Annotated in this window: 20 protein-coding genes and 1 other annotated feature; of the genes, 19 read left to right on the top strand and 1 reads right to left on the bottom strand. The window is 38.5% G+C overall.

Annotated features, from left to right (window positions below):
- Positions 1-55: 55 nt before the first annotated feature.
- The 4 genes from cytX to FYJ25_RS12355 all read left to right on the top strand — a co-directional run bounded on the left by cytX (position 56) and on the right by FYJ25_RS12355 (position 3,785).
- Positions 56-1,270, top strand: coding sequence for a putative hydroxymethylpyrimidine transporter CytX (gene cytX, locus FYJ25_RS12370; protein ID WP_154581418.1), 1,215 nt, complete (start codon positions 56-58; stop codon positions 1,268-1,270).
- A 284-nt stretch (positions 1,271-1,554) separates the two neighbouring features.
- Positions 1,555-2,187, top strand: a complete 633-nt coding sequence (locus FYJ25_RS12365; RefSeq protein ID WP_154581417.1) for an NUDIX hydrolase — start codon at positions 1,555-1,557, stop codon at positions 2,185-2,187.
- A 128-nt stretch (positions 2,188-2,315) separates the two neighbouring features.
- Positions 2,316-2,834: a EutP/PduV family microcompartment system protein gene (locus FYJ25_RS12360; protein ID WP_021907881.1), complete on the top strand. Its 519-nt coding sequence runs from the start codon at positions 2,316-2,318 to the stop codon at positions 2,832-2,834.
- Between the two features lie 21 nt (positions 2,835-2,855).
- The gene (locus tag FYJ25_RS12355) at positions 2,856-3,785 is read left to right on the top strand and encodes a calcium/sodium antiporter (RefSeq protein WP_021907882.1); all 930 of its coding nucleotides are present in this window, start codon (positions 2,856-2,858) and stop codon (positions 3,783-3,785) included.
- A 46-nt stretch (positions 3,786-3,831) separates the two neighbouring features.
- Here the strand turns inward: FYJ25_RS12355 and FYJ25_RS12350 are convergent, their stop codons facing one another.
- Positions 3,832-4,800 (bottom strand): C40 family peptidase, encoded by a 969-nt coding sequence (locus FYJ25_RS12350; protein ID WP_096239849.1) that lies wholly within the window; start codon positions 4,798-4,800, stop codon positions 3,832-3,834.
- A gap of 279 nt (positions 4,801-5,079) precedes the next feature.
- On the opposite strand from FYJ25_RS12350, the gene FYJ25_RS12345 reads away from it, so the two are divergent.
- From FYJ25_RS12345 to ilvN, 15 genes are all read left to right on the top strand, one after another.
- Positions 5,080-6,162 (top strand): hypothetical protein, encoded by a 1,083-nt coding sequence (locus FYJ25_RS12345; protein WP_096239851.1) that lies wholly within the window; start codon positions 5,080-5,082, stop codon positions 6,160-6,162.
- Between the two features lie 167 nt (positions 6,163-6,329).
- Positions 6,330-6,983 (top strand): BMC domain-containing protein, encoded by a 654-nt coding sequence (locus FYJ25_RS12340; RefSeq protein WP_096239853.1) that lies wholly within the window; start codon positions 6,330-6,332, stop codon positions 6,981-6,983.
- A gap of 104 nt (positions 6,984-7,087) precedes the next feature.
- Complete coding sequence (locus FYJ25_RS12335; RefSeq protein ID WP_021907886.1) at positions 7,088-7,741, top strand: BMC domain-containing protein; 654 nt, start codon at positions 7,088-7,090, stop codon at positions 7,739-7,741.
- A gap of 54 nt (positions 7,742-7,795) precedes the next feature.
- Positions 7,796-8,049: a binding site (T-box leader), on the top strand.
- Between the two features lie 104 nt (positions 8,050-8,153).
- Positions 8,154-9,905 (top strand): aspartate--tRNA ligase, encoded by a 1,752-nt coding sequence (gene aspS, locus FYJ25_RS12330; RefSeq protein ID WP_096239855.1) that lies wholly within the window; start codon positions 8,154-8,156, stop codon positions 9,903-9,905.
- A gap of 406 nt (positions 9,906-10,311) precedes the next feature.
- The gene (locus FYJ25_RS12325; RefSeq protein WP_408608974.1) at positions 10,312-12,306 is read left to right on the top strand and encodes a sodium-translocating pyrophosphatase; all 1,995 of its coding nucleotides are present in this window, start codon (positions 10,312-10,314) and stop codon (positions 12,304-12,306) included.
- A 228-nt stretch (positions 12,307-12,534) separates the two neighbouring features.
- Positions 12,535-13,623: a glycoside hydrolase family 25 protein gene (locus FYJ25_RS12320; protein WP_243145746.1), complete on the top strand. Its 1,089-nt coding sequence runs from the start codon at positions 12,535-12,537 to the stop codon at positions 13,621-13,623.
- Between the two features lie 8 nt (positions 13,624-13,631).
- Positions 13,632-14,159: a EutP/PduV family microcompartment system protein gene (locus FYJ25_RS12315; protein ID WP_021907890.1), complete on the top strand. Its 528-nt coding sequence runs from the start codon at positions 13,632-13,634 to the stop codon at positions 14,157-14,159.
- Positions 14,160-14,238: 79 nt separating this feature from the next.
- The gene (locus FYJ25_RS12310; RefSeq protein WP_096239857.1) at positions 14,239-14,418 is read left to right on the top strand and encodes a hypothetical protein; all 180 of its coding nucleotides are present in this window, start codon (positions 14,239-14,241) and stop codon (positions 14,416-14,418) included.
- A gap of 109 nt (positions 14,419-14,527) precedes the next feature.
- On the top strand, positions 14,528-15,229 hold the full coding sequence (locus tag FYJ25_RS12305) for a DUF975 family protein (RefSeq protein ID WP_096239859.1): 702 nt from the start codon (positions 14,528-14,530) through the stop codon (positions 15,227-15,229).
- A gap of 120 nt (positions 15,230-15,349) precedes the next feature.
- Positions 15,350-16,060, top strand: a complete 711-nt coding sequence (locus tag FYJ25_RS12300) for a hypothetical protein (RefSeq protein WP_123864847.1) — start codon at positions 15,350-15,352, stop codon at positions 16,058-16,060.
- 108 nt (positions 16,061-16,168) lie between these two features.
- Complete coding sequence (locus FYJ25_RS12295) at positions 16,169-18,094, top strand: bifunctional homocysteine S-methyltransferase/methylenetetrahydrofolate reductase (protein WP_096239863.1); 1,926 nt, start codon at positions 16,169-16,171, stop codon at positions 18,092-18,094.
- A gap of 96 nt (positions 18,095-18,190) precedes the next feature.
- A complete protein-coding gene (locus FYJ25_RS12290; RefSeq protein WP_154581416.1) occupies positions 18,191-20,665 on the top strand; it encodes a homocysteine S-methyltransferase family protein in 2,475 nt (824 codons plus the stop codon).
- An 80-nt stretch (positions 20,666-20,745) separates the two neighbouring features.
- Positions 20,746-21,666, top strand: a complete 921-nt coding sequence (locus tag FYJ25_RS12285) for a glycosyltransferase family 2 protein (RefSeq protein WP_021907896.1) — start codon at positions 20,746-20,748, stop codon at positions 21,664-21,666.
- Between the two features lie 86 nt (positions 21,667-21,752).
- A complete protein-coding gene (locus FYJ25_RS12280) occupies positions 21,753-22,889 on the top strand; it encodes an LCP family protein (protein WP_154581415.1) in 1,137 nt (378 codons plus the stop codon).
- Positions 22,890-22,905: 16 nt separating this feature from the next.
- The gene (gene ilvN / locus FYJ25_RS12275) at positions 22,906-23,397 is read left to right on the top strand and encodes an acetolactate synthase small subunit (protein ID WP_021907898.1); all 492 of its coding nucleotides are present in this window, start codon (positions 22,906-22,908) and stop codon (positions 23,395-23,397) included.
- The last annotated feature ends 179 nt before the right edge of the window (positions 23,398-23,576 follow it).

Genomic DNA, 23,576 nt, shown 5'->3' with positions numbered 1-23,576 from the left:
TGTACTATAATATTATACTTGTTTCAGATATTTTTACAAGGAGGAATGATTTCGTATGGAAGAAAATAAAACATCGGTCCTTAGTAATGGATTAATCTGGTTTGGAGCCGGAGTTTCCATGTCAGAAATTCTGACAGGGACGTATTTTGCACCGCTTGGGATTAAAAAGGGTCTGTTCGCTATTTTAATTGGTCATATCATTGGAGGTATCTTATTATTTTTAGCAGGATATCTTGGAGCAAAAACGAGAAATAATGCGATGGAAACCGTTGCAGTTAGTTTTGGACGAAAAGGTAATCTGTCTTTTTCTGTTTTAAATATTTTACAGTTAGCAGGCTGGCTTGCTATTTTAAATTACGATGGAGCACTTGCTGCGAATGGTATTTTTTCTGTAGGAGCGGGTGTATGGTGTGCAGTGATCGGCGTGTTATTACTCCTGTGGGTTCTGGTAGGATTAAAACGTCTCGAGAAGATTAATATGGTTGCAATGACAGCATTATTTTTAATGACGTTAGTATTATGTTTTGTAATTGTGACGAGAGGAAACTTTGGAACGCTTTTCAATGGCAGCAGTGTGAATAAGGATGTACTTACTTTTGGTGCAGCTATTGAGCTGTCAGCAGCCATGCCATTATCCTGGATTCCTGTGATCAGTGATTATACATCTAACAGTACAAAACCGGTAAAGGCTACTGTAGTAAGTACCATTGTTTATTGTCTGGTAAGCTGTTGGATGTATCTGATTGGAATGTCTGCTGCGATTGGTATGGGAACTTCTGATATTGCACAGATTTCTCTTCGTGCTGGGCTTGGAGTAGTAGGCCTTTTGATTATTCTTTTTTCTACGGTTACAACGAACTTTCTGGCAGCACATTCTGCTGGTGTTTCAGGAGAAGTTATTGGAGAAAGTTTTTCAAAACATATTAACGGAAAATATCTTTCTGTTCTTGTAGTTCTCCTCGGTACGATTGCAGCGATTCTTTATCCGATGGATAACATAGAAGACTTTCTTTATTTGATAAACTCTGTATTTGCACCGATGATCGCGGTTATGATTGCAGATTTTTTCTTTAATAAAAAGCGGAGTGTGACAAAAGAATGGGATTGGACGAATCTTATAGTATGGCTGATTGGTCTTAGTTTATATCGAGTATTGATGCATGTTGACATTGTTATCGGTTATACGCTGCCGGATATTGTGATTACGGCTGTTTTATGTGTTATTGTACATCGTATTCTTCCGAAGAATCGCCTTGACAAAGCTCTTTAAATATATGACAATATATCCTAAAAGAATATACTGTTTTATGTAAAACTTATGTAAAACAGCGTCTTCTTTTAGGATTTTTTATCTCAGTCGAGAAGACTCCCACCTCTTTCAGGTGGTGAGTGACAGCAAATTTGTCTCAGTGGGAGTCTAATCTCCGACTGAGATAAACGCTCCGCGAGGATGCGCAGTGATTCTGTAAAGAATATGTCAGCTTACGCTGACCAGAATCACGCGCCAAGTCTCGCGGCTGCTCGACTTGAAATTTTAAGAAAGGTGACAAGAATATGTATAACGGAAAGATGGAGACAATTTACGAGTCGGAATATATAAACCTCTATGATTTACAGTATAGAGGAGGCGGACACTATTATTGTGCCAGCAGAAGGAAGAAAGATAGAATGGTTGCATTGACACCGGATGAAGAATGTAAGACGATGCAGGCAGATGCAGTAAGCTGTTTTGTTGTACTAAATATCAAGGGACAGCCGAAGAAGCTTCTTTTAAACTGGGAATATCGTTATCCGGTCGGACAGTATATGTTAAGCGTACCGGCAGGTCTTATTGACGAAAAAGACTGGGATAATCCAAATGCTCTTGTAGCTACAGCGATTCGAGAGCTGAAGGAAGAAACCGGAATTGAAGTGGAAGAATCTGATGAGGTAAAGGTGATATCTCCATGTGTATTCAGTACCCCGGGAATGACAGATGAGGGGAATGCTTTAGTATATATATCAATCAATCGTGACGAGATGCCAAAGATGAATCATGATGGGGCAGAAGGTTCGGAAGTGTTTGAAGGATTTCGTCTGGTGAGCAAAGAAGATGCACAAGACTATCTTTGCAAAGGAAAAGATGAACATGGGATGTATTATCCTCTTTATACCTGGGCAGCCTTAATGTTTTTTATGGGAGTATAGTTGCGATACATTCAAGAATGCCTTGGTATTCTTGATCTGATATGTTAAATTTATTCGCATACAGTATATGATTGGGACGGGGAGAGACCCTATGTGAATAAGGAACTGAAAACAGGGGGACGTTATTAATGAGAAGGATGTTGCTAATTGGACGAAGTGAAAGTGGGAAGACAACGTTAAAACAGGTATTACGTGGAGAAAAGATTACTTATAAGAAGACACAGTATGTCAGCCAGTATGATTGTATTATTGATATGCCGGGAGAGTATGCTGAAAATATGGATTTATCACATACGATTGATTTATATGCGGCAGAATCCGATGTGGTAGGAATTGTTTTAAGTGCGACAGAACCGTATTCTTTATATCCTCCAAATGTAACACCACTTGGAAACAGAGATGAAGTGGGAATTGTAACTAAAATAGATCACTGGGCAGCTAATCCGCAGCAGGCAGCGGAATGGTTAAAGTTAACCGGATGTAAAAAGATATTTTTTACAAGTTCTTATACAGGAGAAGGAATTGATGAGATTTTTGAGTTCCTTCGAGAAGAACATGACATCTGTCCGGTAGAAAAGGTTATGGATGCACTTCACAAAGAAACATTTAAAAAACCAGCAGATCTTCCACATTATCACCTTCAGTAATCTTAGGAGGAAAAGATATTTATGATACTTCAGATTTTACTTTTATGTTTAGGGTTTGTATTTTTAGTAAAAGGTGCAGACTTTTTTGTAAATGGAGCTGCCGGAATTGCGGCGAAGTTGGGGATACCTCAGTTGATCGTTGGACTTACGATTGTGGCAATGGGAACAAGCCTTCCGGAAGCTGCCGTCAGTATTACATCTGGTTTAAAAGGAAATGCAGGAATTACAATCGGAAATGTTGTTGGCAGTAATATTATGAATGTTTTTGTGATTCTTGGAATTACAGCAGTTATTACAAATGTTGCGATTCAGAAATCCACATTATATTATGAGATTCCGTTCATGATACTGGTTACATTGCTGATGATTTTTTTTGGAGTGACCAGACAGGCAGTTAGTTTTGTAGAAGGTGTGATTTTCTGGATATTATTTATCGCATTTCTTGCTTATCTTTTTGTTATGTCAAAAAAGAATAAAGTTTCAGAAGAAGAAGCCCAGTGTGATATGTCTTATTTAAAGTGTATCATCTCCATCGTTGCCGGAGGAATCATGGTTGTATGGGGAAGTGACCTTGTAGTTGATTCGGCATCGGCAATAGCAAGAACCTTTGGAATGAGTGAACGTTTCATTGGACTTACGATCGTAGCGTTTGGAACAAGCCTTCCGGAACTTGTTACTTCCGTAACAGCAGCCAAAAGTGGAAATGTTGGAATTGCGATCGGAAATATCGTAGGAAGTAATATATTTAATATTCTTTTTGTCATTGGAACAACTGCATTAATCTGTAATGTACCATTTGAAAGCAAGTTTTTGGTTGATTCAGCGGTAGCAGTAGCTGCAGGTGTTATTTTATGGCTTGGAACGATAAAGAATAAAGAACTTAGAAGACCATGTGGAATTATAATGCTGTTGGCATATGCAGGATATTTTGCATATTTATGTATGAATTAAGCGTGATAGGTAAAAAATATGGCAGGAATTCCTGCCATATTTTTTATTAGCGAGAAGCGCAGTAAGCTGCGGCATTACACCCGGTATCCCAGTAGGTGCTGCTTCGACTAAACGTGCTGATTTTTACTTTTCCGGCGGTCTGGGAAGCGTGGAGAACCTTTCCGTTTCCAAGATAGATTCCAACGTGATTAGAACTACCTCGGTGGAATACCAAATCTCCGACGGTAACATTATGAACAGAGGAAACAGAATACAAGTAAGAATCCATGAGTTCAAGTTGTTCATAAGTAGTGTTACCGATATATTTGCCGGTTGCACTTTTATAGGCATCACGTACGAGGCTGGAACAATCGGCATAGCCTTTCTGGTCTCGTCTTGCCTGACTGTATTTGTTCCCAAGTCTGGTATGTGCATAAGAGATTGCTCTTGAGCGGTAGTTACCAGTAGAAACAGTAGGGGAAGTTTTAGCTGCTTTTTTTACTGGAGTATAACTTTTTCCAACGTAAATCCCATAAACATAACCCTTTTTTCCGGCAGAAGTTTTCACTTTTTTCCATGCACCTTTTGTAGTGCAGACAGTAACGCTTTGACCTGCGGACAAGCTTCCTTTAATACGTCCGGAAAAGGAGGGCTTCGCACGCATGTTTACGCTGCTGGCAGTGATTACTGCGCGGTAAGATGTGCTATTTGCAGAGGATGCAGAAGCCTTTTTGGAACTCTTAAGATATGTTTTATAAATATATCCTTTTACTCCATCTACTTTAACCGCAATCCAGTTACCTTTACTGCCTGTTCTAGTTACAGCTGTCCCGGCAGAAACAGAAGTGAGAATCTTTGAAGAGCCATTTGGCTTGGCTCGTATATTCACTCCGTCAGTAGTATACAGCCGTTGTGCGTGAACAAAAGTTGTTGGGAGCATCAGAAAAAGAAGAAGAGAAAAAAGTATTGCCTTATGATTCTTTTGAATAAATAATGGCAGATGCACAACTTTTTTCGAGTGTTTGTTCGTGTTCATTGGTGATACATCTCCTCATATGTAATTTATAATAAATTGTAACACATTTTATAGCAAAAATTAAGAAATTTTTTCAAGGAAAACATTACATATTAAATTTTTTGTAATTATTTTAACTATCCTGATTTCCTGCATGATCGATATCGGAATATAAAAAGCATATTGGATAAAAAATAGATTCATGTTATGATGTTAGGGAAAATACCTTTTAATCCTAACATCATAACATGAATGTTTTTTTTAATATTGCATAAAGCTAGAAGAAGGAGGCTGTGTACGGTGAAGAAGTATCCGGTTATAATAATATTTTTGATAACAATGTTACTTGTTTGTGGAGAGACGGTTATGGCGAAGGAACGTTTGGGAAAACCACAGGGGGTTCTTGCGAATGGAGTAGAAGATCGAGTCGTGATTTCATGGGAACCGGTAAAAAAAGCGGATGGGTATGAAGTTTTTGAAAAGGCAGAAGGAGAGAAAACGTTTACAAAGGTAAAAGTAACGAAAAAGAGGAAGATCGTTTTAAAGAAAAAAGCACGAGGCAGAAGGTATCAATACAAAGTAAGAGCATATCGAACGAAAAAGAAGGTCATTTACGGAAAGTTCGGGAAAAAGGTGGAGACGATGACAGCAAAGGATTCAACATCTACTATTAAGAACTTTTTGACAACGGCAATTACTCCGGTTGGATCAACAATGTATATATGGGGTGGTGGCTGGAATAAAGAAGATACCGGAGCTGGAAAGGATGGAGTTTTAATCGGTCTGAATCCGAACTGGCGTAATTTTTGCGGGAAACAGAAGGCATCTTATAACTACAGGAGACACAGATATCAATTTGGTGCAGGGCTTGATTGCTCCGGTTTTGTTGGCTGGAGCATCTATAATATAATGAAAACAAAGAATGGAAAGCCAGGGCATGGTTATGTTATGAAGGCATCGAAGATGGCATCATCTTTTGCGAAGTATGGATGGGGGACTTATAAAAGCGCAGCAGGGATCAAAGACTTTAAAGCCGGTGATGTTATGAGTTCATCTACCCATGTCTATATTGTTGTGGGAAGCTGTCAGGATGGGAGTGTTGTTTTAGTACATTCAAGTCCGGCAGGTGTTCGTTTGTCAGGTACTCCGAACAGACAGGGGAAAGCAGGAAGCGAAGCTGTAAGATTAGCAAAGGCATATATGAAGAAGTATTATCCGTCCTGGTATCGCCGCTATCCATCCTGTGGAAGGGGAATGAGTTATCTTACGGATTATGCTCAGTTCCGTTGGACAACAGGCAAGGGAAGCGTGTTAGATGATCCGGATTTATATCAGAATAAAACAGCAAAAGAAATATTACAAGATTTGTATAATAAAAAGTAAAGAAAAGAACATAAATTCACAGCCAAAGTAAAAAATAGTTTATGTTCATGGAAAGTGATTTATGATAAACTGGTAATTATTAAGAGCTGCTGCATGATCATGATTGAAAAGCATCAGTGCTGCGTTTTATTAGTTAGATTAGAGAATTGAATTGTTAGGAGTACAATATGAGAAGGAGAATAGATGCTCATGTAGTGATGGAAAAGATTATTCCACGAATTACAGAAGAATATCGGAAGTTATATGACATTCCTGAAGACCATGAAAGTATGGCTGTTTTTTCTGCAGATTGTGAGGATGTTATGTGGCTTGCGGTAGATGATGCAACAAAGAAGGCTAAGATCAAGGTCATTCAGATTGAGACAGTCTATGGTGGTGTTGATCATTCCTGGAGCAGATATGGGGGAGAGATTACAGCAATTATTTCCGGAGAGAAAGTTGCGGATGTAAAGAGTGGTCTTCATTATGCGAAAGATTATATAGAGAATAAATCAGGAAACTATCATCTGAACGAAGATGGTACGTTAGGATACTATGTGGATTATGTTCCAAGAATCGGAAAGTATTATCAGGAATCGTTAGGACTTAGCGAGGGAACATCCATAGCATATCTGGTATCTGCACCGGTAGAGAGCATGTATGGCTTAGATAAAGCATTAAAAGCAGCAGATGTAAAGATTGCGGAATTATCTGAGATTCCTTCGCGTGTTAATACGGGTGGAGCAATTGTTTATGGAACGGAATCTGCCTGTCGTTCTGCCGTTGAGGCATTTGTTGAAGGGGTAGAGTACTGTGCATTTCATCCAATGGATATAGAGTGAGATTTTTGTGGAAAACAGAGATTTTATCTCAGTCGAGAAGACTCCCACCTCTTTCAGGTGGTGAGTGACGGCCCGACTTGAATAGTAATGAAAGGATTTAATTTATGAAGATTGTAAAGATGGAGACACATATGCTCAGCCAGAAAGTGATTGCAAATGTGACGGCTGAGTTTGCAAGAGTATATAATATACCGGAAGGACATACAAGTGTTGGTTTCTTTTCTACGGATAATGATGATATTGGGTATCTTGCAGTAGATGATGCAAGCAAGAAGGCAAATATTAAGCTGATTCATGCACAGACGTATTACGGAGGTTCTATTTGTTCCTGGAGTAAGTACGGCGGAAGTGTATTTGTTCTTTTTTCCGGTCCGAAGGTAGAAGACGTGAAGAGTGGACTTCGCTACATAAAAGATTTTATAGAGAATCATTCGGAACTTTGTAACTTTGATGGAGATGAGGGAACAGCGTTCTATGCACAGACGATTCCAAGACCGGGAAAGTATTTTCAGGAATGGTGTGATATTAAACCAGGAGAATCTTATGCATATCTTGTAGGAGGTCCGATTGAGACAAACTATGCATTGGATAAGGCGTTAAAGGCAGGCAATACCCGGGTAGCAAGATACTGGTATCCGCCGTCACACGCAAACTCAAGTGGGGCAGTGCTTGCTGGAACAGAATCTGCCTGCCGGGCAGCAACGACTGCTTTTATCGAGGCTTTGGAGTATGCGATAAAGAATCCACTTGAAATATAAGAAAAAATTTCTGGACATTTTTTTTAAGCTGTGGTAGACTGAGTAAGATTTGATGTAAAGGCAATGACGAAGAGAAGTAGTGAGAATTATCGCTTTCAGAGAGTGGGGGATGGTGAGAACCCTGCAGAATGAATTTTCATGAATAACACTTTACCAGCCGCAATCTGAACAAAGGTCTGCAAAACGGACACGAGCAGACTGATCAGTAGGTGCGCCGTAACTGTGCGTTAGACAGAAGTTGGTTTTGAGTGACTGTTTTATATAAAGACAGTAATTCAGGTGGTACCGCGGAATCATCCGTCCTGAACTAGTTATAGTTCAGGACGTTTTTTTGTTTTGTCCTAGTCAAGAAGACTTGAGTAAGCAATAAAGTTGTATTAAAAGTTGTATTATAAGAAGGGAGATTAGATAAATGAACATATCAAACATTTACAGAGACAGAACTCTTGATATGATGAATGAAGAGAATGTTGGCGAAACTGTCCGCGTGGCAGGCTGGGTAGAGAATATCCGAGATCATGGTGGGGTATCTTTTATTGATTTAAGAGATATGTATGGTGTCCTTCAGGTTGTAATGAGAGATACTACTTTACTAGAAGGAATCAATAAAGAGGATTGCATTTCTCTTGAAGGTGTGATTGAGCATAGAGATGAGGAAACATATAATCCAAAGATTCCGACCGGAACAATTGAATTAGAAGCACACAAAGTAGACTTACTTGGAAAGGTATATAAGCAGCTTCCGTTTGAGGTCATGACTTCTAAAGAAAATCATGAGAATGTACGTTTAAAATATCGTTATCTTGATTTGAGAAATAAAAAAGTAAAAGATAACATGATTTTCCGTTCTAAAGTTATCAGCTTTTTAAGACAGAAGATGACAGATATGGGATTTTTGGAAATTCAGACTCCAATTCTTTGCGCTTCTTCTCCAGAAGGTGCAAGAGATTATATCGTGCCATCCAGAAAATACAAAGGGAAGTTTTATGCGCTTCCACAGGCACCACAGCAGTATAAGCAGCTTCTTATGGTATCTGGATTTGATAAGTATTTCCAGATTGCTCCATGTTTTCGTGATGAAGATGCCAGAGCAGACCGCTCTCCAGGAGAATTTTATCAGTTAGACTTTGAAATGAGTTTTGCAACACAGGAAGATGTATTCCGCGTAGGAGAAGAAGTTCTTACAGCAACATTTGAAAAGTTTGCACCAGAAGGAAGTGTTGTAACAGCAGCTCCTTATCCGGTAATCAGCTACAAGCAGGCAATGCTTGAGTTTGGTTCTGATAAGCCGGATTTAAGAAATCCGCTTCGTATTGTAGATGTGACAGATTTCTTCCAGAGATGTACATTTAAACCATTCCATGGTCAGACTGTTCGTGCAATTAAAGTATCAAATAAGATGTCGAAAGGTTTCCATGAGAAACTTCTTAAGTTCGCGACATCGATTGGAATGGGCGGACTTGGCTATCTTGAAGTAAAAGAAGATTTAAGTTATAAAGGACCAATCGATAAGTTTATTCCGGATGATATGAAGGCAGAGATTCGTGAAATCGCTGGTCTTAAAGGTGGAGATACGATTTTCTTTATCGCAGATAAAGAAAAACAGGCAGCTCTTTATGCAGGACAGCTTCGTAATGAATTAGGACAGCGTCTTGATTTATTAGAGAAGAATGCATACCGCTTCTGTTTTATTAATGATTTTCCAATGTATGAGTATGATGAAGAACAGAAAAAAATCATCTTTACTCACAATCCATTCTCTATGCCACAGGGTGGTTTAGAAGCGTTAACAACAAAGGATCCATTGGAATTACTTGCTTATCAGTATGATATCGTATGTAATGGTGTAGAGCTTTCTTCTGGAGCGGTAAGAAACCATAATCTTGATATCATGGTAAAAGCTTTTGAAATCGCAGGATATACGGAGGAAGATTTAAAAGAGAAATTTGGTGCACTTTACAATGCATTCCAGTATGGTGCGCCGCCACATGCCGGTATGGCACCTGGTGTAGATCGTATGATCATGCTGCTTCGCAATGAAGAAAATATTCGTGAGGTTATTCCATTCCCTATGAATGGTAATGCACAGGATGTTATGTGCGGAGCACCAAATGAAGTTTCTGAAATGCAGCTTCGGGAAGTACACATTAAAGTAAGAAAGTAATTTCATTATGGGGAGATTTATTTCCCTGTTAATAGTATCAGATCCGCTTATTTGTGAATTGACAGTAGGAACTAAGCGATAAGTAGGTTTGAAATAAGAAATGAAGTTAGGAGAGGATTATGTAAAGTGATCCCCTCCTTTTTTTTCGACAGGTTAGCCTTCGGATAAGAAAAGAATGTGATTTCAAATGAAAAGTATAATGTAAGTTATATAAAGAGAAAAAAGTTCTTTTTGAGAAAAAATATACAATAAATAGAAAACTAACGGGGATATTATTGAAAAAATAACTAAAAAACAAGAAAAACCGTCTATAAACTTGTTTATAACAATAAAAAACATTTACAAACAAAAGCATTTTTTAGATAATAAAATTAATATTTCATAAAGAAAAATAAGTCATAGGAGGATGAGTATGGAACGTTTAATTTTTTGCGCGCCAATTCTTGGAATTTGCGCGTTACTCTTTGCGTTTTATCTTACAAAAAAAGTAGGAAGACAGGATGCAGGAACAGACAGAATGAAGGAGATTGCAGCATTTATTCACGAAGGAGCAAGAGCCTTCCTCACAGCAGAATATAAGATTCTTATTGTATTCGTTGCGGTATTATTTATATTAATTGGTGTAGGAATTGGTAACTGGGTAACAGCAGTATGTTTTCTTGTTGGAGCATTATTCTCTACAGTAGCCGGTTATATCGGAATGAATGTTGCTACAAAAGCAAACGTAAGAACCGCTGCAGCAGCAAAAGACAGCGGAATGAATAAAGCGTTATCAATCGCATTTTCCGGTGGTGCTGTCATGGGTATGGCAGTAGTAGGTTTTGGCCTTTTTGGAGCAGGAGTTATCTATGCTTTGACTAAAAATCCAGATGTTCTTTCCGGATTTTCGTTAGGAGCATCTTCTATCGCATTATTTGCTCGTGTAGGTGGTGGTATTTATACGAAGGCTGCCGATGTTGGAGCAGACCTTGTAGGTAAGGTAGAAGCTGGTATTCCGGAAGATGACCCTCGTAATCCAGCTGTTATTGCTGACAATGTAGGAGATAACGTAGGGGATGTTGCCGGAATGGGTGCTGACTTATTTGAGTCATATGTAGGATCTTTAGTATCTGCGATTACCCTTGGTGTTGTTTATGCGAAAGAAAGTGGAGCTATTTTCCCATTAGTTATCGCAGCACTTGGTGTATTAGCATCTGTTATTGGATGTTTCTTTGTAAAAGGTGATGAGAATTCCAGTCCGCATAAAGCTTTGAAGTACGGAAGTTATTCCGCAGCAATCGTAGTGATGATTGGTTCTTTGATTTTAAGTAAAGTGTTCTTTAATGGATTTAAAGAAGCGATAGCTATTATTTTCGGTCTTATCGTTGGTCTTTTGATCGGTGTGATCACAGAAGTGTATACTTCTGGGGATTATGGTTTTGTTAAAAAGATTGCACAGCAGTCTGAAACTGGTCCGGCAACAACGGTAATCAGTGGTATTGCTGTAGGAATGCAGTCCACAGCTGTTCCGATTATCTTAATTGCAATTGGAATCATCGGAGCATATTCTTTCAGTGGTCTTTATGGAATCGCATTAGCAGCCGTAGGTATGCTTTCAACAACTGGTATTACAGTAGCGGTAGATGCATATGGTCCGATCGCGGATAATGCCGGTGGAATTGCAGAAATGTCTGGTCTTCCATCTGAAGTTCGTAACATTACAGATAAACTTGATGCCGTTGGTAATACAACAGCAGCTATGGGTAAGGGATTTGCTATTGGTTCTGCCGCTCTTACAGCATTAGCATTATTCGTTTCTTATGCACAGGCAGTTGGATTATTTGAATCCGGAATCAACTTACTGGATTATAAAGTAATCGTTGGTATGTTTGTAGGTGGTATGCTTCCATTCCTCTTCTCTGCTTTTACAATGGATTCTGTATCTAAGGCAGCTTACAAGATGATCGAGGAAGTAAGACGACAGTTTAAAACAATTCCTGGAATCTTAGAAGGAAAAGGAAAACCTGATTATACATCCTGCGTAGCTATTTCTACTCAGGCAGCTTTAAAAGAAATGCTTCTTCCTGGTGTGATGGCAGTTCTTGCACCGTTATTTATCGGTGTTGTACTTGGACCGGCAGCACTTGGCGGACTTCTTGGCGGAGCTTTAGTAACAGGTGTTATGCTCGCTATCTTTATGTCTAACTCCGGTGGAGCATGGGATAACGCGAAGAAATATATTGAAGATGGTAATCATGGTGGAAAAGGAAGCGAAGCACATCGTGCAGCCGTTGTAGGAGATACGGTAGGTGATCCATTCAAAGATACATCAGGACCTTCTATCAATATCCTTATTAAACTTATGACGATCGTATCATTAGTATTTGCTCCATTATTCCTCAGTATCGGAGGATTATTCTAAAAAATACCGATTTTTATCTGTCATGAAAAATAGAAAACCAGAAAGGTTAAGAAACCTTTCTGGTTTTCTATTTTCAGCAATAAATGGTTTATAAACAGAGAGTAATTTGTTATAATAAATAAGTTAAGAGTTTTTACATATAAGCAGGACTCTAAGTAAGACTTATGATAGAGTAGAGTTTTCTGCCGGAAAGAGACAAAGTGAAAAAAGCTTTGGGAAGGGATGAATATGATGAAGAATAAGATGTTTACAAGAGTACTCGGAATGACGTGTGCTCTTATTATGGCAGTAACTGCGATAGTACCTGTTTGTGCAAAAGAAAGCGGAGATCAGGCGAATAGTTTCCGTTATGAGAATGGACAAGCTGCAATGCAGGCATCAACATTTGCAGATGTTTATCCGAATGCATGGAAGAAGATTGCAGGAAAGTATCGAAGTAGTAATGATTCGATTATTCAGGGAGCAATAGCAAGAGGAATTGATGTCAGTCATAATCAGGGAGTGATCGACTGGCAGAAGGTAAAGGCAGATGGTGTGGATTTTGCAATTATCCGCTGCGGCTATGGTGCGAATCAGAGGGAACAGGATGACAGACAGTGGCTCGATAATGTTTTAGAATGTGAGAAATATGGTATTCCTTATGGGGCATATTTATATTCTTATGCAGATACTGTAGCAAAAGCAAAGAGCGAGGCAGCACATGTTCTTCGTCTGGTAAGAGGGCATAAGATTACCTATCCGATTTACTATGATCTTGAAGATAATTATATTTTAAGCCATACGAATGCAAAGCAGCGCCAGAAGATTATACAGACTTTTACGAGTATTATTAAGAAAGCAGGGTATTCTGTTGGTGTATTTGCACCGAAAAGCTGGTTTGAAAAAGAACTCCCGGAAGCTTCTTTTAACCAATGTGAGAAATGGGTGGCACATTGGAGTACAAAGTGTACCTATCAGGGAAGTTATCAGATGTGGCAGGCGACGAATAGAGGAACGGTAAATGGAATTAACGGAGCTGTAGATATTAATTTTCTTATGCTTCCTGCGGCAAAGATTACTGTAAAAGCGGCAAAGAAGAAGGTAAAAGTTTTCTGGAATCAGAAGGGGAATAGAATAAAGGTTCAGGTTTTCTGTTCTACAAAGAAAAACAAAGGGTATAAAAAAATAGCAACTGTGAATTCCATGAAAGGAAAAGCAGTCATAAAGAAAAAATTAAAATCTAAAAAGAAATATTATTTTAAGATTCGAACATTAAAATCTGTAAATGGACGCATTTATTATAGTGATTATTCGAAACCAAAAAAAATTAAAGGATAGAGGTACTTATGAGAAAGATTATGTTTATTGGACGAAGTGAAGCGGGAAAGACTACTTTATCTCAGGCGATGAAGGGGAAGACGATCACCTACCATAAAACACAATATGTAAATCATTACGATGTTATTATTGACACACCAGGAGAATATCTCCAGTCAAAGAATCTGATTTCTGCTTTGGCAGTTTTTACAGCAGAAGCAGATGTAATCGGCCTTTTGATGGATGCTACGGAAGCTTTTTCTCTGTATTCACCGAATCTTACACCTGTCTGTAACAGAGAGGTTGTGGGGGTTGTTACAAAGATTGACCATTGGGCAGCACAGCCAGCACAGGCGGCAGCATGGCTGGAATTAGCAGGATGTAAGAAAATATTTTATACCAGTGCTTATACCGGTGAAGGAATTGCGGATATTCTTTCTTATTTAAAAGAAGAGAGAGATACTTTGCCATGGGAAGAAGTGAAGTCAAAGTATGACGAGCTTGGCTTTGGTGCTGGCGAAGATGCAAAAGATCAGGATCGATTTCATAATATCTGATAAAAATAGGTGGATTATTTACAGAGATTGTTCTATAATGAATACAGAAATTTATTTTAAATAAAATGGGAGGCTTACTATGAGAGGTTATGAAGCAGCACAGATTTTGAAAGCGAAAGGAGTTACGGCAGAAGATGTTGCAGAAGAGATCATTTACCGTAAAGAAACGAATGCTTTCAGTAATAATCCAAAGAATGAGGCGTTTATGAATATGACGCTGAATGAACTTGTAAGAATTAAAGAGATGTGGAATATCTAGCAGATAAGTGTATAGGAAGAAGGAGCTGTCCTCAAAGGGATGGCTTTTTTCTGTTAGGTATATAACATAGATACAGCAGAAGTAAGAGACTAGATAGAAGGAGATAGACATGAGACTGGGTTCAGGAACATATAAAGAAATTGCTTTAGATGCGCTAAAGGGAAACTGGGTGAAAGCAGCGGTGGCGGGATTATTTGCCAACTGGCTTGGCGTGTTTTCATCCTCATTCTTATTTATTGCAAAATACGCATTCATTGCAGTAATTCTGATTTATTTTCTCGAATTTCTTCCGGGGTTTTATCCGATTTTATTTATTGGAACAACAGCGATCGCACTGATCTACTTTTTTATTGGAGGGACTGTACGCCTTGGATATATTGATTTTAACCTGGCGTTACTGGATAGAAGAAAGAACGGGATTGCCTGCCTGACAGGAAGAATGTCAGACTGGTGGAGAGTTCTTTGTGCAAAGATTACATTATTTTTTGTTTTGTCACTGGGATATATTCTGTTTATTATACCAGGAGTTGTTGCGAAGTATTCGTATGCGATGGTGCCATATATTCTTGAAGAACGGAAGGGCTTTTCAACAAGAGAAGCATTTCGGGCATCAAAACAGATCATGAAGAAGCATAAATGGGAGCTTTTTTGTTTGCGATTAAGTTTTATTGGATGGGATATTCTTGGTATTTTAACATTAGGAATCGGTTTTATTTTTATTAATCCATATCGATATGCAGCAGAAGCAGCATTTTATAATGAGATATCTGGAAGAGCAGAAGTCTATTATGGTAGAAAAACGAACAGATAATGGTAAAAAGAGAGCAGAGGAAGGAAGGGAAAGAACAAAAATCTTCCTTGCATGACGGAAAGTATTTTGTTAAAATATGAGAAGTTTATTATAGGATACGAAAAGGAAGGAAGAAGGATAATGGAAATTTTAGGAAAGGCGCTTTCTGAGAAGACAGAGGCTATTTATAAAGATATTACAGAAGGTCTGATCTATCCGATTAAAATTGTAAAGTTAGACCCTGAGAATGAGGAAGATTGCAGCCGTCCGGTAGCAATGGATACCGGAAAGAAAGAATTTATTGTTAAAGTAGATAATACTTTGGAAGATTCCCTCTTTGAAAATGCTTTGATTCGTGATATCATTTATTGTCAGCAGATGAGTAATAATGCACCAGTATTAAGTGCAAAGAGCAAGAATGATATTGATGGATTTCAGGTAGCTATGATGATCAGCTCCATTATTATGGATATTGATGTGGAGAACAAACTGAGAAGTTACGATATGCATATTGATGATATTGATACGATGCGTTTGAGTGATTTATATGCATTTTTGAAGTCTGGTATGGCAGATTATAATAGAGAATTATATAATGTTTTTACCGGTCTTCAGATTACACTGTTATATTTTACGACATCAAAGCGAAGCAATATAGAAGAGATTATCGAGACATTTTATCTTTCTGATAAGAATGCGATGGATGCGATTGATAAGTATGTAGATATTATTGATCGTTACGGAGTAGATGATAATCGTTCTATGATGCGTTGCATGAGAAAGCTTGCAATCGCCTGTGGAATGAAGGGCAGATTGCTTCTGGAATACGAAGGTAAAGTAACAGAAGTTTAAATGATAAGGATCCTGTAGCTGTTCTGATAAGCGATATTGCTCCTGACAGAAGCTGCAGGATTTTTTTGTAACTATTTATGGCAATTTCATAGAGCAGGAAATCACAGAATGAAAAATGATGGGATGGATGAGATGAACATAAGAGAATATTTGGAAAATCATAAATTATTGACAGACGGAGCGATGGGGACATATTTTGATACGGTAGAGAAAGAGAATTATATCTGTTCTGAAGAAGCCAATATTACCAACCCGTCTTTGGTACGACAGATTCATAAAAATTATGTGAAAAAGGGTGCACAATTATTAAGAAGTAATACTTTTTTGGCAAACAGAGAAACTTTGTTGTCTTTACAGCAAAACAGAGCAGAACAGTTTCAAAATGTAAGTTTGAAAGAACTTGTGACAAAAGGTTATCGACTAGCAGAGGAAGTTGCGAGAGAAGCGTATTCTGAAAGTTATCCAGTATTTCCAGCAGCGGATATTGGACCTATTTTAGAAGAAAAAGAGAGTGAAGAGACAGATATCCTACAGCAATATTATGAAATATGTGACAGCTTTCTAGAAGCAGGTGCCAATATTTTTGTGCTGGAAACTTTTCCTGATACGGAATATGTCTTAAAAATGGCAGAATATATCCGGCAAATTTGTCCGGAAGCTTTTATTATCGGACAGTTTTCATTGACACCAACAGGTTATAGCCGGACAGGTTTTCACTATAAAACGATTTTACGAGATGCCGTACAAAGTGGACTTCTTGATGGTGCAGGCTTAAACTGTGGTATTGGCGCAGCACATATGAAGAGATTTTTAGAGGCCTATATTGAAGAATACGGAGTGCCGGAAGATATGATTCTTACTGCGCTTCCAAACTGTGGATATCCCCAGATTGTAAGAGGACATGTGATATACTCAGATAGTGTTACTTATTTTGGTGAGAAGATTAAAGAAGTTTCGGAATTAGGTGTTCGTGTTCTGGGAGGATGCTGTGGTACAACCCCGGAATATATCGGGGAAATATACCGAACTCTTTTTCAGGCCGAACATACTTTGAAAGTTCCGACAAGAATCGTGTGGACAGATGCAGCAGGGAGAATACAGAAACGACAAGAACAGCTGGCGCATATAAAAAGTGCAGAAGGAAAGAATAAGACGATAAAAAAAGAACAGGTAGTAAATACATTTCGCCGGAAACTGGAGAAAGGGGAACTTGTCTGTGCAGTTGAACTCGATCCCCCGTTTGATGCGAATGATACAAAGTTAGTAAATGGTGCGAAGGCACTTCTTTCTACGAAGGCAGATATTATTACAATTGCGGATTCGCCGCTGGCTCGTTCAAGAGCAGATGCTTCTTTGATGGCAGCAAAAATAAAAATGCAGACAGGAATGGATGTGATGCCGCATCTTGCCTGTCGTGATAAAAATCGTATTGCGATTCGAAGTGGATTACTTGGAAGTTATGTAAATGAAATTCGTAATTATCTGTTTGTTACTGGTGATCCAGTGGCAAGAGAAGACCGGGAATTTACTAAAAGTGTCTTTGATTTTAATTCTATCCGTTTAATGAAGTTTGCACAGAGTATGAACCAGGAAATATTTGCAGATGATATGATTTTTTATGGCGGGGCTTTAAATCAAAATGGAGCAAGTCCGGAAAATATTGCAGGAAGAATGATAAAAAAAATAGAAGCAGGATGTAGTTATTTTCTTACGCAGCCGGTTTATGACGAGGAGGGTATAAAACGCCTTGCATTCTTAAAAGAAAGAACAGGAGCGAAGATTTTAATAGGGATTATGCCTCTTGTCAGCAGAAGAAACGCATTATTTATTAAAAATGAGATGCCGGGAATTTATGTGCCGGATCGTGTGGTAGAAAAATATAAAGAAAATGCATCAAGAGAAGAATATGAGGAAGCTGCTGTTGAAATTTCAAAGAAAATCATTGAAATGGGAAAAGAGGTAGGTGCTGGATTTTACTTTATGACACCATTTAACAGAGTTTCATTAGTGAAGTCTATATTGGAATATGTATAAGGATCTGGAATCAATGGATTGATTTCGGACAAGGGGTGGTTTCAGAGTTTTCAGATAAAATGAGAAAAGAAGCAAATAGCAAAGGAAAGAATAAAAATGAAGATAAACGAATTTTACAAAATGATACAGCAAAAGCCAGTTATTCTGGATGGAGCGACAGGCTCAAATCTTCAAAAAGCAGGAATGAAACCAGGTGTGTGTCCGGAAGAATGGATTTTGGAAAATGAAGATAAGTTAATTGCTTTGCAGAAGGCATTTGTAGAGGCAGGAACGAATATTTTATATGCGCCGACTTTTTCGGGAAACCGCATTAAGTTGGAAGAATATGGTCTTTCAGAACGCGCTGAAGAAATAAATAAACGTCTGGTTGCATTAAGTAAAAAAGCGGCAGGGAATAAAGCTCTTGTGGCAGGTGATATGACGATGACCGGTATCGCATTAGAGCCTGTAGGACCGATGAAGCTTGAAACACTGATCGATATTTATAAAGAACAGGCAAGATATCTGGTAGAGGCTGGGGTAGATCTTTTTGTTGTGGAGACGATGATGAGTCTTGCGGAAACAAGGGCAGCAGTAATTGCAATTAAAGAAGTTTGCGACTTGCCGGTAATTGCATCTCTTACATTTCAGGAGGACGGAAGGACATTATATGGTACCGATCCGGTAACAGCAGTTGTTGTTTTACAGAGTATTGGTGCAGATGTTATTGGAGTGAATTGTTCTACCGGTCCAAAAGAAATGATTCCGGTTATTCGTAAAATGAAAGAATATGCGGAAGTACCACTTCTTGCAAAGCCGAATGCCGGTCTTCCTGTTCTGCAGGATGGAGTTACAGTATATCCGATGCTTCCGGAAGAATTTGCATCCTGGGGACCGGAGTTTATTGAAGCAGGTGCTGGATTAATTGGCGGATGCTGCGGAACAACACCAGAACATATCAGAATGCTTTCACAGAAGGTAGCCGGACTTACAACGAAAGCTCCGCATAATGAACATCCTGTCATGCTTGCCTCGGAAAGAAAGAGTCAGGAAATTGCATTAGACGGAAAGTTCCTTGTGATCGGAGAAAGAATTAATCCAACCGGAAAGAAGAAATTACAGGAAGAACTCTGTGCAGGTAAAATGAATCTTGTAGAGGAAATGGCAGAGCAGCAGGAAGAAATGGGGGCACATATTCTTGATATCAATATGGGAACAAATGGTATTGATGAGAAAGAAATGATGTTAAAAGCGATTTCTAAAGTGACAATGGTTTCCAGCCTTCCCCTTTGTATTGATACAAGCTATGTAGAAGTCATGGAAGCGGCACTTCGTGCGTATCCGGGACGTGCTCTCATTAATTCTATTTCTCTTGAAAAAGAAAAGATTGAAAAACTTCTTCCATTAGCAAAAAAATATGGAGCAATGTTTATTCTTCTTCCTCTTTCAGACAAGGGACTTCCAAAGAGTCTTGAAGAAAAGAAAGCAATTATTAATGAGATATTGAAAAGAGCAAAGGCACTGGGCATTTCAAAAAATCAGATTATCGTAGATGGTTTAGTGGCAACAGTTGGTGCAAATAAAAATGCGGCAATAGAGACATTAGAAACCATTCGTTACTGTAAAGAAGGTTTAAAGCTATGTACGACAATGGGTCTTTCTAATATTTCTTTTGGACTTCCGGAAAGACCATATGTAAACAGTGCATTTGCAGCAATGGCAATTGCAAGTGGACTTACTATGGCGATTGCTAATCCATCGAATCAGCTTTTGATGGGAATTTCTTTTGCTTCTGATCTTCTGCGTAATAAAGAAGGCGCTGATATTGCCTATATTGAACAGATTCAGCGTATGGCTCCATTAAAAGAAGCAGCAATGGCAAAAGCGGCACAAAGCGCAGGAAACAATGGCATAAAAAAAACAGAGCAGACAGATAACAAAAGTACTGCTAAAGAGGCAGACAAAAAGAAAAATCCTGTATTTGAAGCCGTATTAAAAGGAAATAAAGACGGCATTGTCGATTTTGTAAAAGAAGAACTTTCTCAGGGAACAAAACCAGGAGAGATTCTTGACGGACTTTTGATACCGGCAATTAATGAAGTTGGAACTTTGTTTGATAAACAGATTTATTTTCTGCCACAGTTGATTTCGAGTGCAAACACGATGGAACAGGCAGTGGAATACTTAGAGCCGCTTCTTAAAGAGGGCGGAACAAATGAAAAGATGCCGACAATTATTATTGCGACGGTAGAAGGTGATATTCATGATATCGGAAAGAATCTTGTTGCGTTAATGCTTCGTAATTATGGCTATGAAGTAATTGATCTTGGGAAAGATGTACCGGCAGATAAGATTATTGCGGCAGCAAAAGAGCATAATGCATCGATTATCGTGTTATCTGCTTTGATGACAACAACAATGATGCGCATGAAGGATACGATCGCATTAAAACAAAAAGAAAATCTTAATGTAAAAGTAATGATTGGTGGAGCAGTAACGACACAGAGTTTTGCAGATGAAATAGGAGCAGACGGATATTCTAAAGATGCCGCAGATGCAGTACGTCTTGCCAAAAAGCTTCTGTCAGAGTAAAATGTTACTATATCAAGATACTCGTGCGCTGATGATACCTGCGCTAATCTAAAATGAGTATGAAGTTGATGGAGGTGCGAATGAACAAGACCAAAAAGATCGATGTAATTATTCCAACATATCATCCGGATGAAAAACTGGAACGATGTCTTCGTATGTTAAAAAGGCAGACAATACAGCCTCAGCGGATTCTGTTAATTAATACAGAAGAAGAATTTTTTCACAGTAAAGTGTTTTCAACATTAAAACAGGGAGAAATTGTCCACATAACAAAACCAGAGTTTGATCATGGCGGAACAAGAAACCAGGCGGCAAGAATGTGTGACGGGGAGATTATGATTCTTTTAACGCAGGATGCGATTCCAGCAGATGAGTATCTTATTGAAAATCTGCTCAAGCCATTTGAGGATGAAGAAGTCTGCGCTGCTTACGGGAGACAGATGGCAGATAAAAAAGATAATCCAATTGAGGCATATACAAGAATTTTTAATTATCCAAAGGAAAGCAGGATTAAGAGTAAAAAAGATTTGCCGGAACTTGGAATTAAAACTTTTTTCTGTTCGAATGTCTGTGCTGCTTATCGTAAATCAGAATATGATGCATTAGGAGGATTCCCTCTGCACACAATATTTAATGAAGATATGATTTTTGCCTCCCATCTAATTGAAGAAGGAAAGAAGATTGCTTATGTGGCAGATGCGAAAGTATGGCACTGGCATAATTATACAGCAAAAGAACAGTTAAAGAGAAACTTTGACCTGGCTGTATCCCAGGTAGATGCAGGTGGACTTTTTACAAAAGTGAAGTCTGAATCAGAAGGAATTCGTCTTGTAAAGATGACGCTGCTACATTTTATTAAAAAAGGCCAGTTCCATTATATTCCAAAGATTATTATGCAAAATGGAGCAAAATATATTGGGTATCGCCTTGGAAAAAGTTATAAAAAGCTTCCAAAGAAATGGATTCTTAAAATATCGTTGAATCCATGGTACTGGAAATGAAAATGAACTTTAAGAAATTTTAACTTGCAATAGAGGAAAAATTAGTATAATGTATAAAAAGAGTTTTGTACAGGAGGTTTTAAAGTTTGGAAGACACAAATAAAGATATGAACATAGACAAAGAAGAAGCGAAGAAAGTAAAAAAAGAAAAAAAAGCTCGCAAACGTGGAAGAAAGGGAAGAATCGTTGCACAGATTTTCATGTGTTTTCTTCTCACAGTAGCATTTGTGGCATCTGCCGCAGGTGGAGCGGTAGCTGCTTACTATAAAGCGGCTACGAATACAATTACAACAGATACGAAAACAGCGTTAAAGAATGTAGATGTTGTAGATGCAGATCTTGAGTATGACCAGGATGTAGTTAATATTCTTTTGATCGGATGTGATAAAAGAGCAGATGAGACAGAAGCGGGACGTTCTGATTCTACAATGATTGCCACGATCGATTTGAAGAATGGAAAGTTAAAGCTTACTTCTCTTATGAGAGATATGTATATTGATATTCCTGGTTATGGTTATCATAAGTTTAATGCAGCCTATTCTTATGGAGGTGTACAGCTTGAATATGAGACGATTGCAGAGAACTTTGGAATCAAGCTTGACGGATATGTTGAAGTAGATATGGAAGCATTTCGTGATGTAGTTGATCTGATTGGTGGCGTACCGATGGAATTGACAGAAGCAGAAGCTTATTTCTTAAAAACAGCCTATGTGAATTCTAAACATGGAGAGAAGAATGTAAAAGCAGGAGAGAATATGCTCACACCATATCAGGCATTAGCATATTGTCGAATTCGTCAGGATGTTACCGGTGAGTTTGGACGTACGGATCGTCAGCGTAAGATTCTTATTTCTGTATTTAACGAATTAAAAGGCGAAGATGTCATGACACTTACCAATATCTGTATGAAGGCGCTTAAGCATGTGACAACAGACCTTACAGAAAAGCAGATAAGAAGCTTGTTAACTTCTGTTATCACGATGGGAGCAACAGAGGTAGATCAGCTTCGTATCCCATATGAAGGATCTTATACAGAAGGCCGCCTGAGCGGCAACGGCGCATGGGTAATGCAGGTAGATTATGAAGCCAATAAAAAAGCATTACAGTACTTTGTTTTTGGTATTGGAGAAGACCCGGGAATTAATGATTCCTATGGAGTCGGTAACGACAGATTTATAGATGGATACTATCCGGAGAAGACGGAAGGTATCTCTACATACTAGTGTGGAGGAAGAATATATGAGACAGATCGTTTTATCTCTTTTAGTAGATAATAATCCAGGTGTATTAGCGAGAGTGGCGGCTCTTTTCAGCCGACGCGGTTATAATATTGACAGCATTACAGCCGGTATCACGAATGATCCAAAGTACACTCGTATTACAGTAGCTGTAAGTGGGGACAATCAGATTCTTGAACAGATTCGTAATCAGATTGCAAAACTGGTAGAGGTACGTAAGATTGTAGAGCTTGAGAATAATCATTCCGTATGCCGCGAACTAGTACTTGTAAAAGTGATGGCGGATAAGAAAGAGAAGCAGGAGATTATCGCTATCGCAGATATCTTCCGCGCAAAGGTTGTGGATGTGGCAGCGAACTCACTTATGATCGAACTGACTGGTAATCAGAATAAGCTGGATGCATTTTTAAATCTTATGGCAGATTTTGAGGTTCTGGAGATGGTTCGTACCGGAATTACAGGACTTGGACGAGGTGTCAGCACACTAAATTAATTCCTGTGTGGTGAAAAAGCTATTTAAGCAGCAGAGTTTTCTGTATTAAGAAGGGGCTGTCGCACCAAAAACAGCCCTACCCTATGGCAGGGATTCATGCATTGCATGGAATCGCTGCCATATTTTTACGAACAAGCGTGGGACCTATGGCATAATCGCAGACGACTTGCGTTTTGATA

Source organism: Anaerobutyricum soehngenii, from assembly GCF_009697165.1.
Lineage (GTDB): Bacteria > Bacillota > Clostridia > Lachnospirales > Lachnospiraceae > Anaerobutyricum > Anaerobutyricum soehngenii.
The sequence above is the reverse complement of the archived record's forward strand: the minus strand, read 5'-3'. Positions and strand labels throughout refer to the sequence as shown.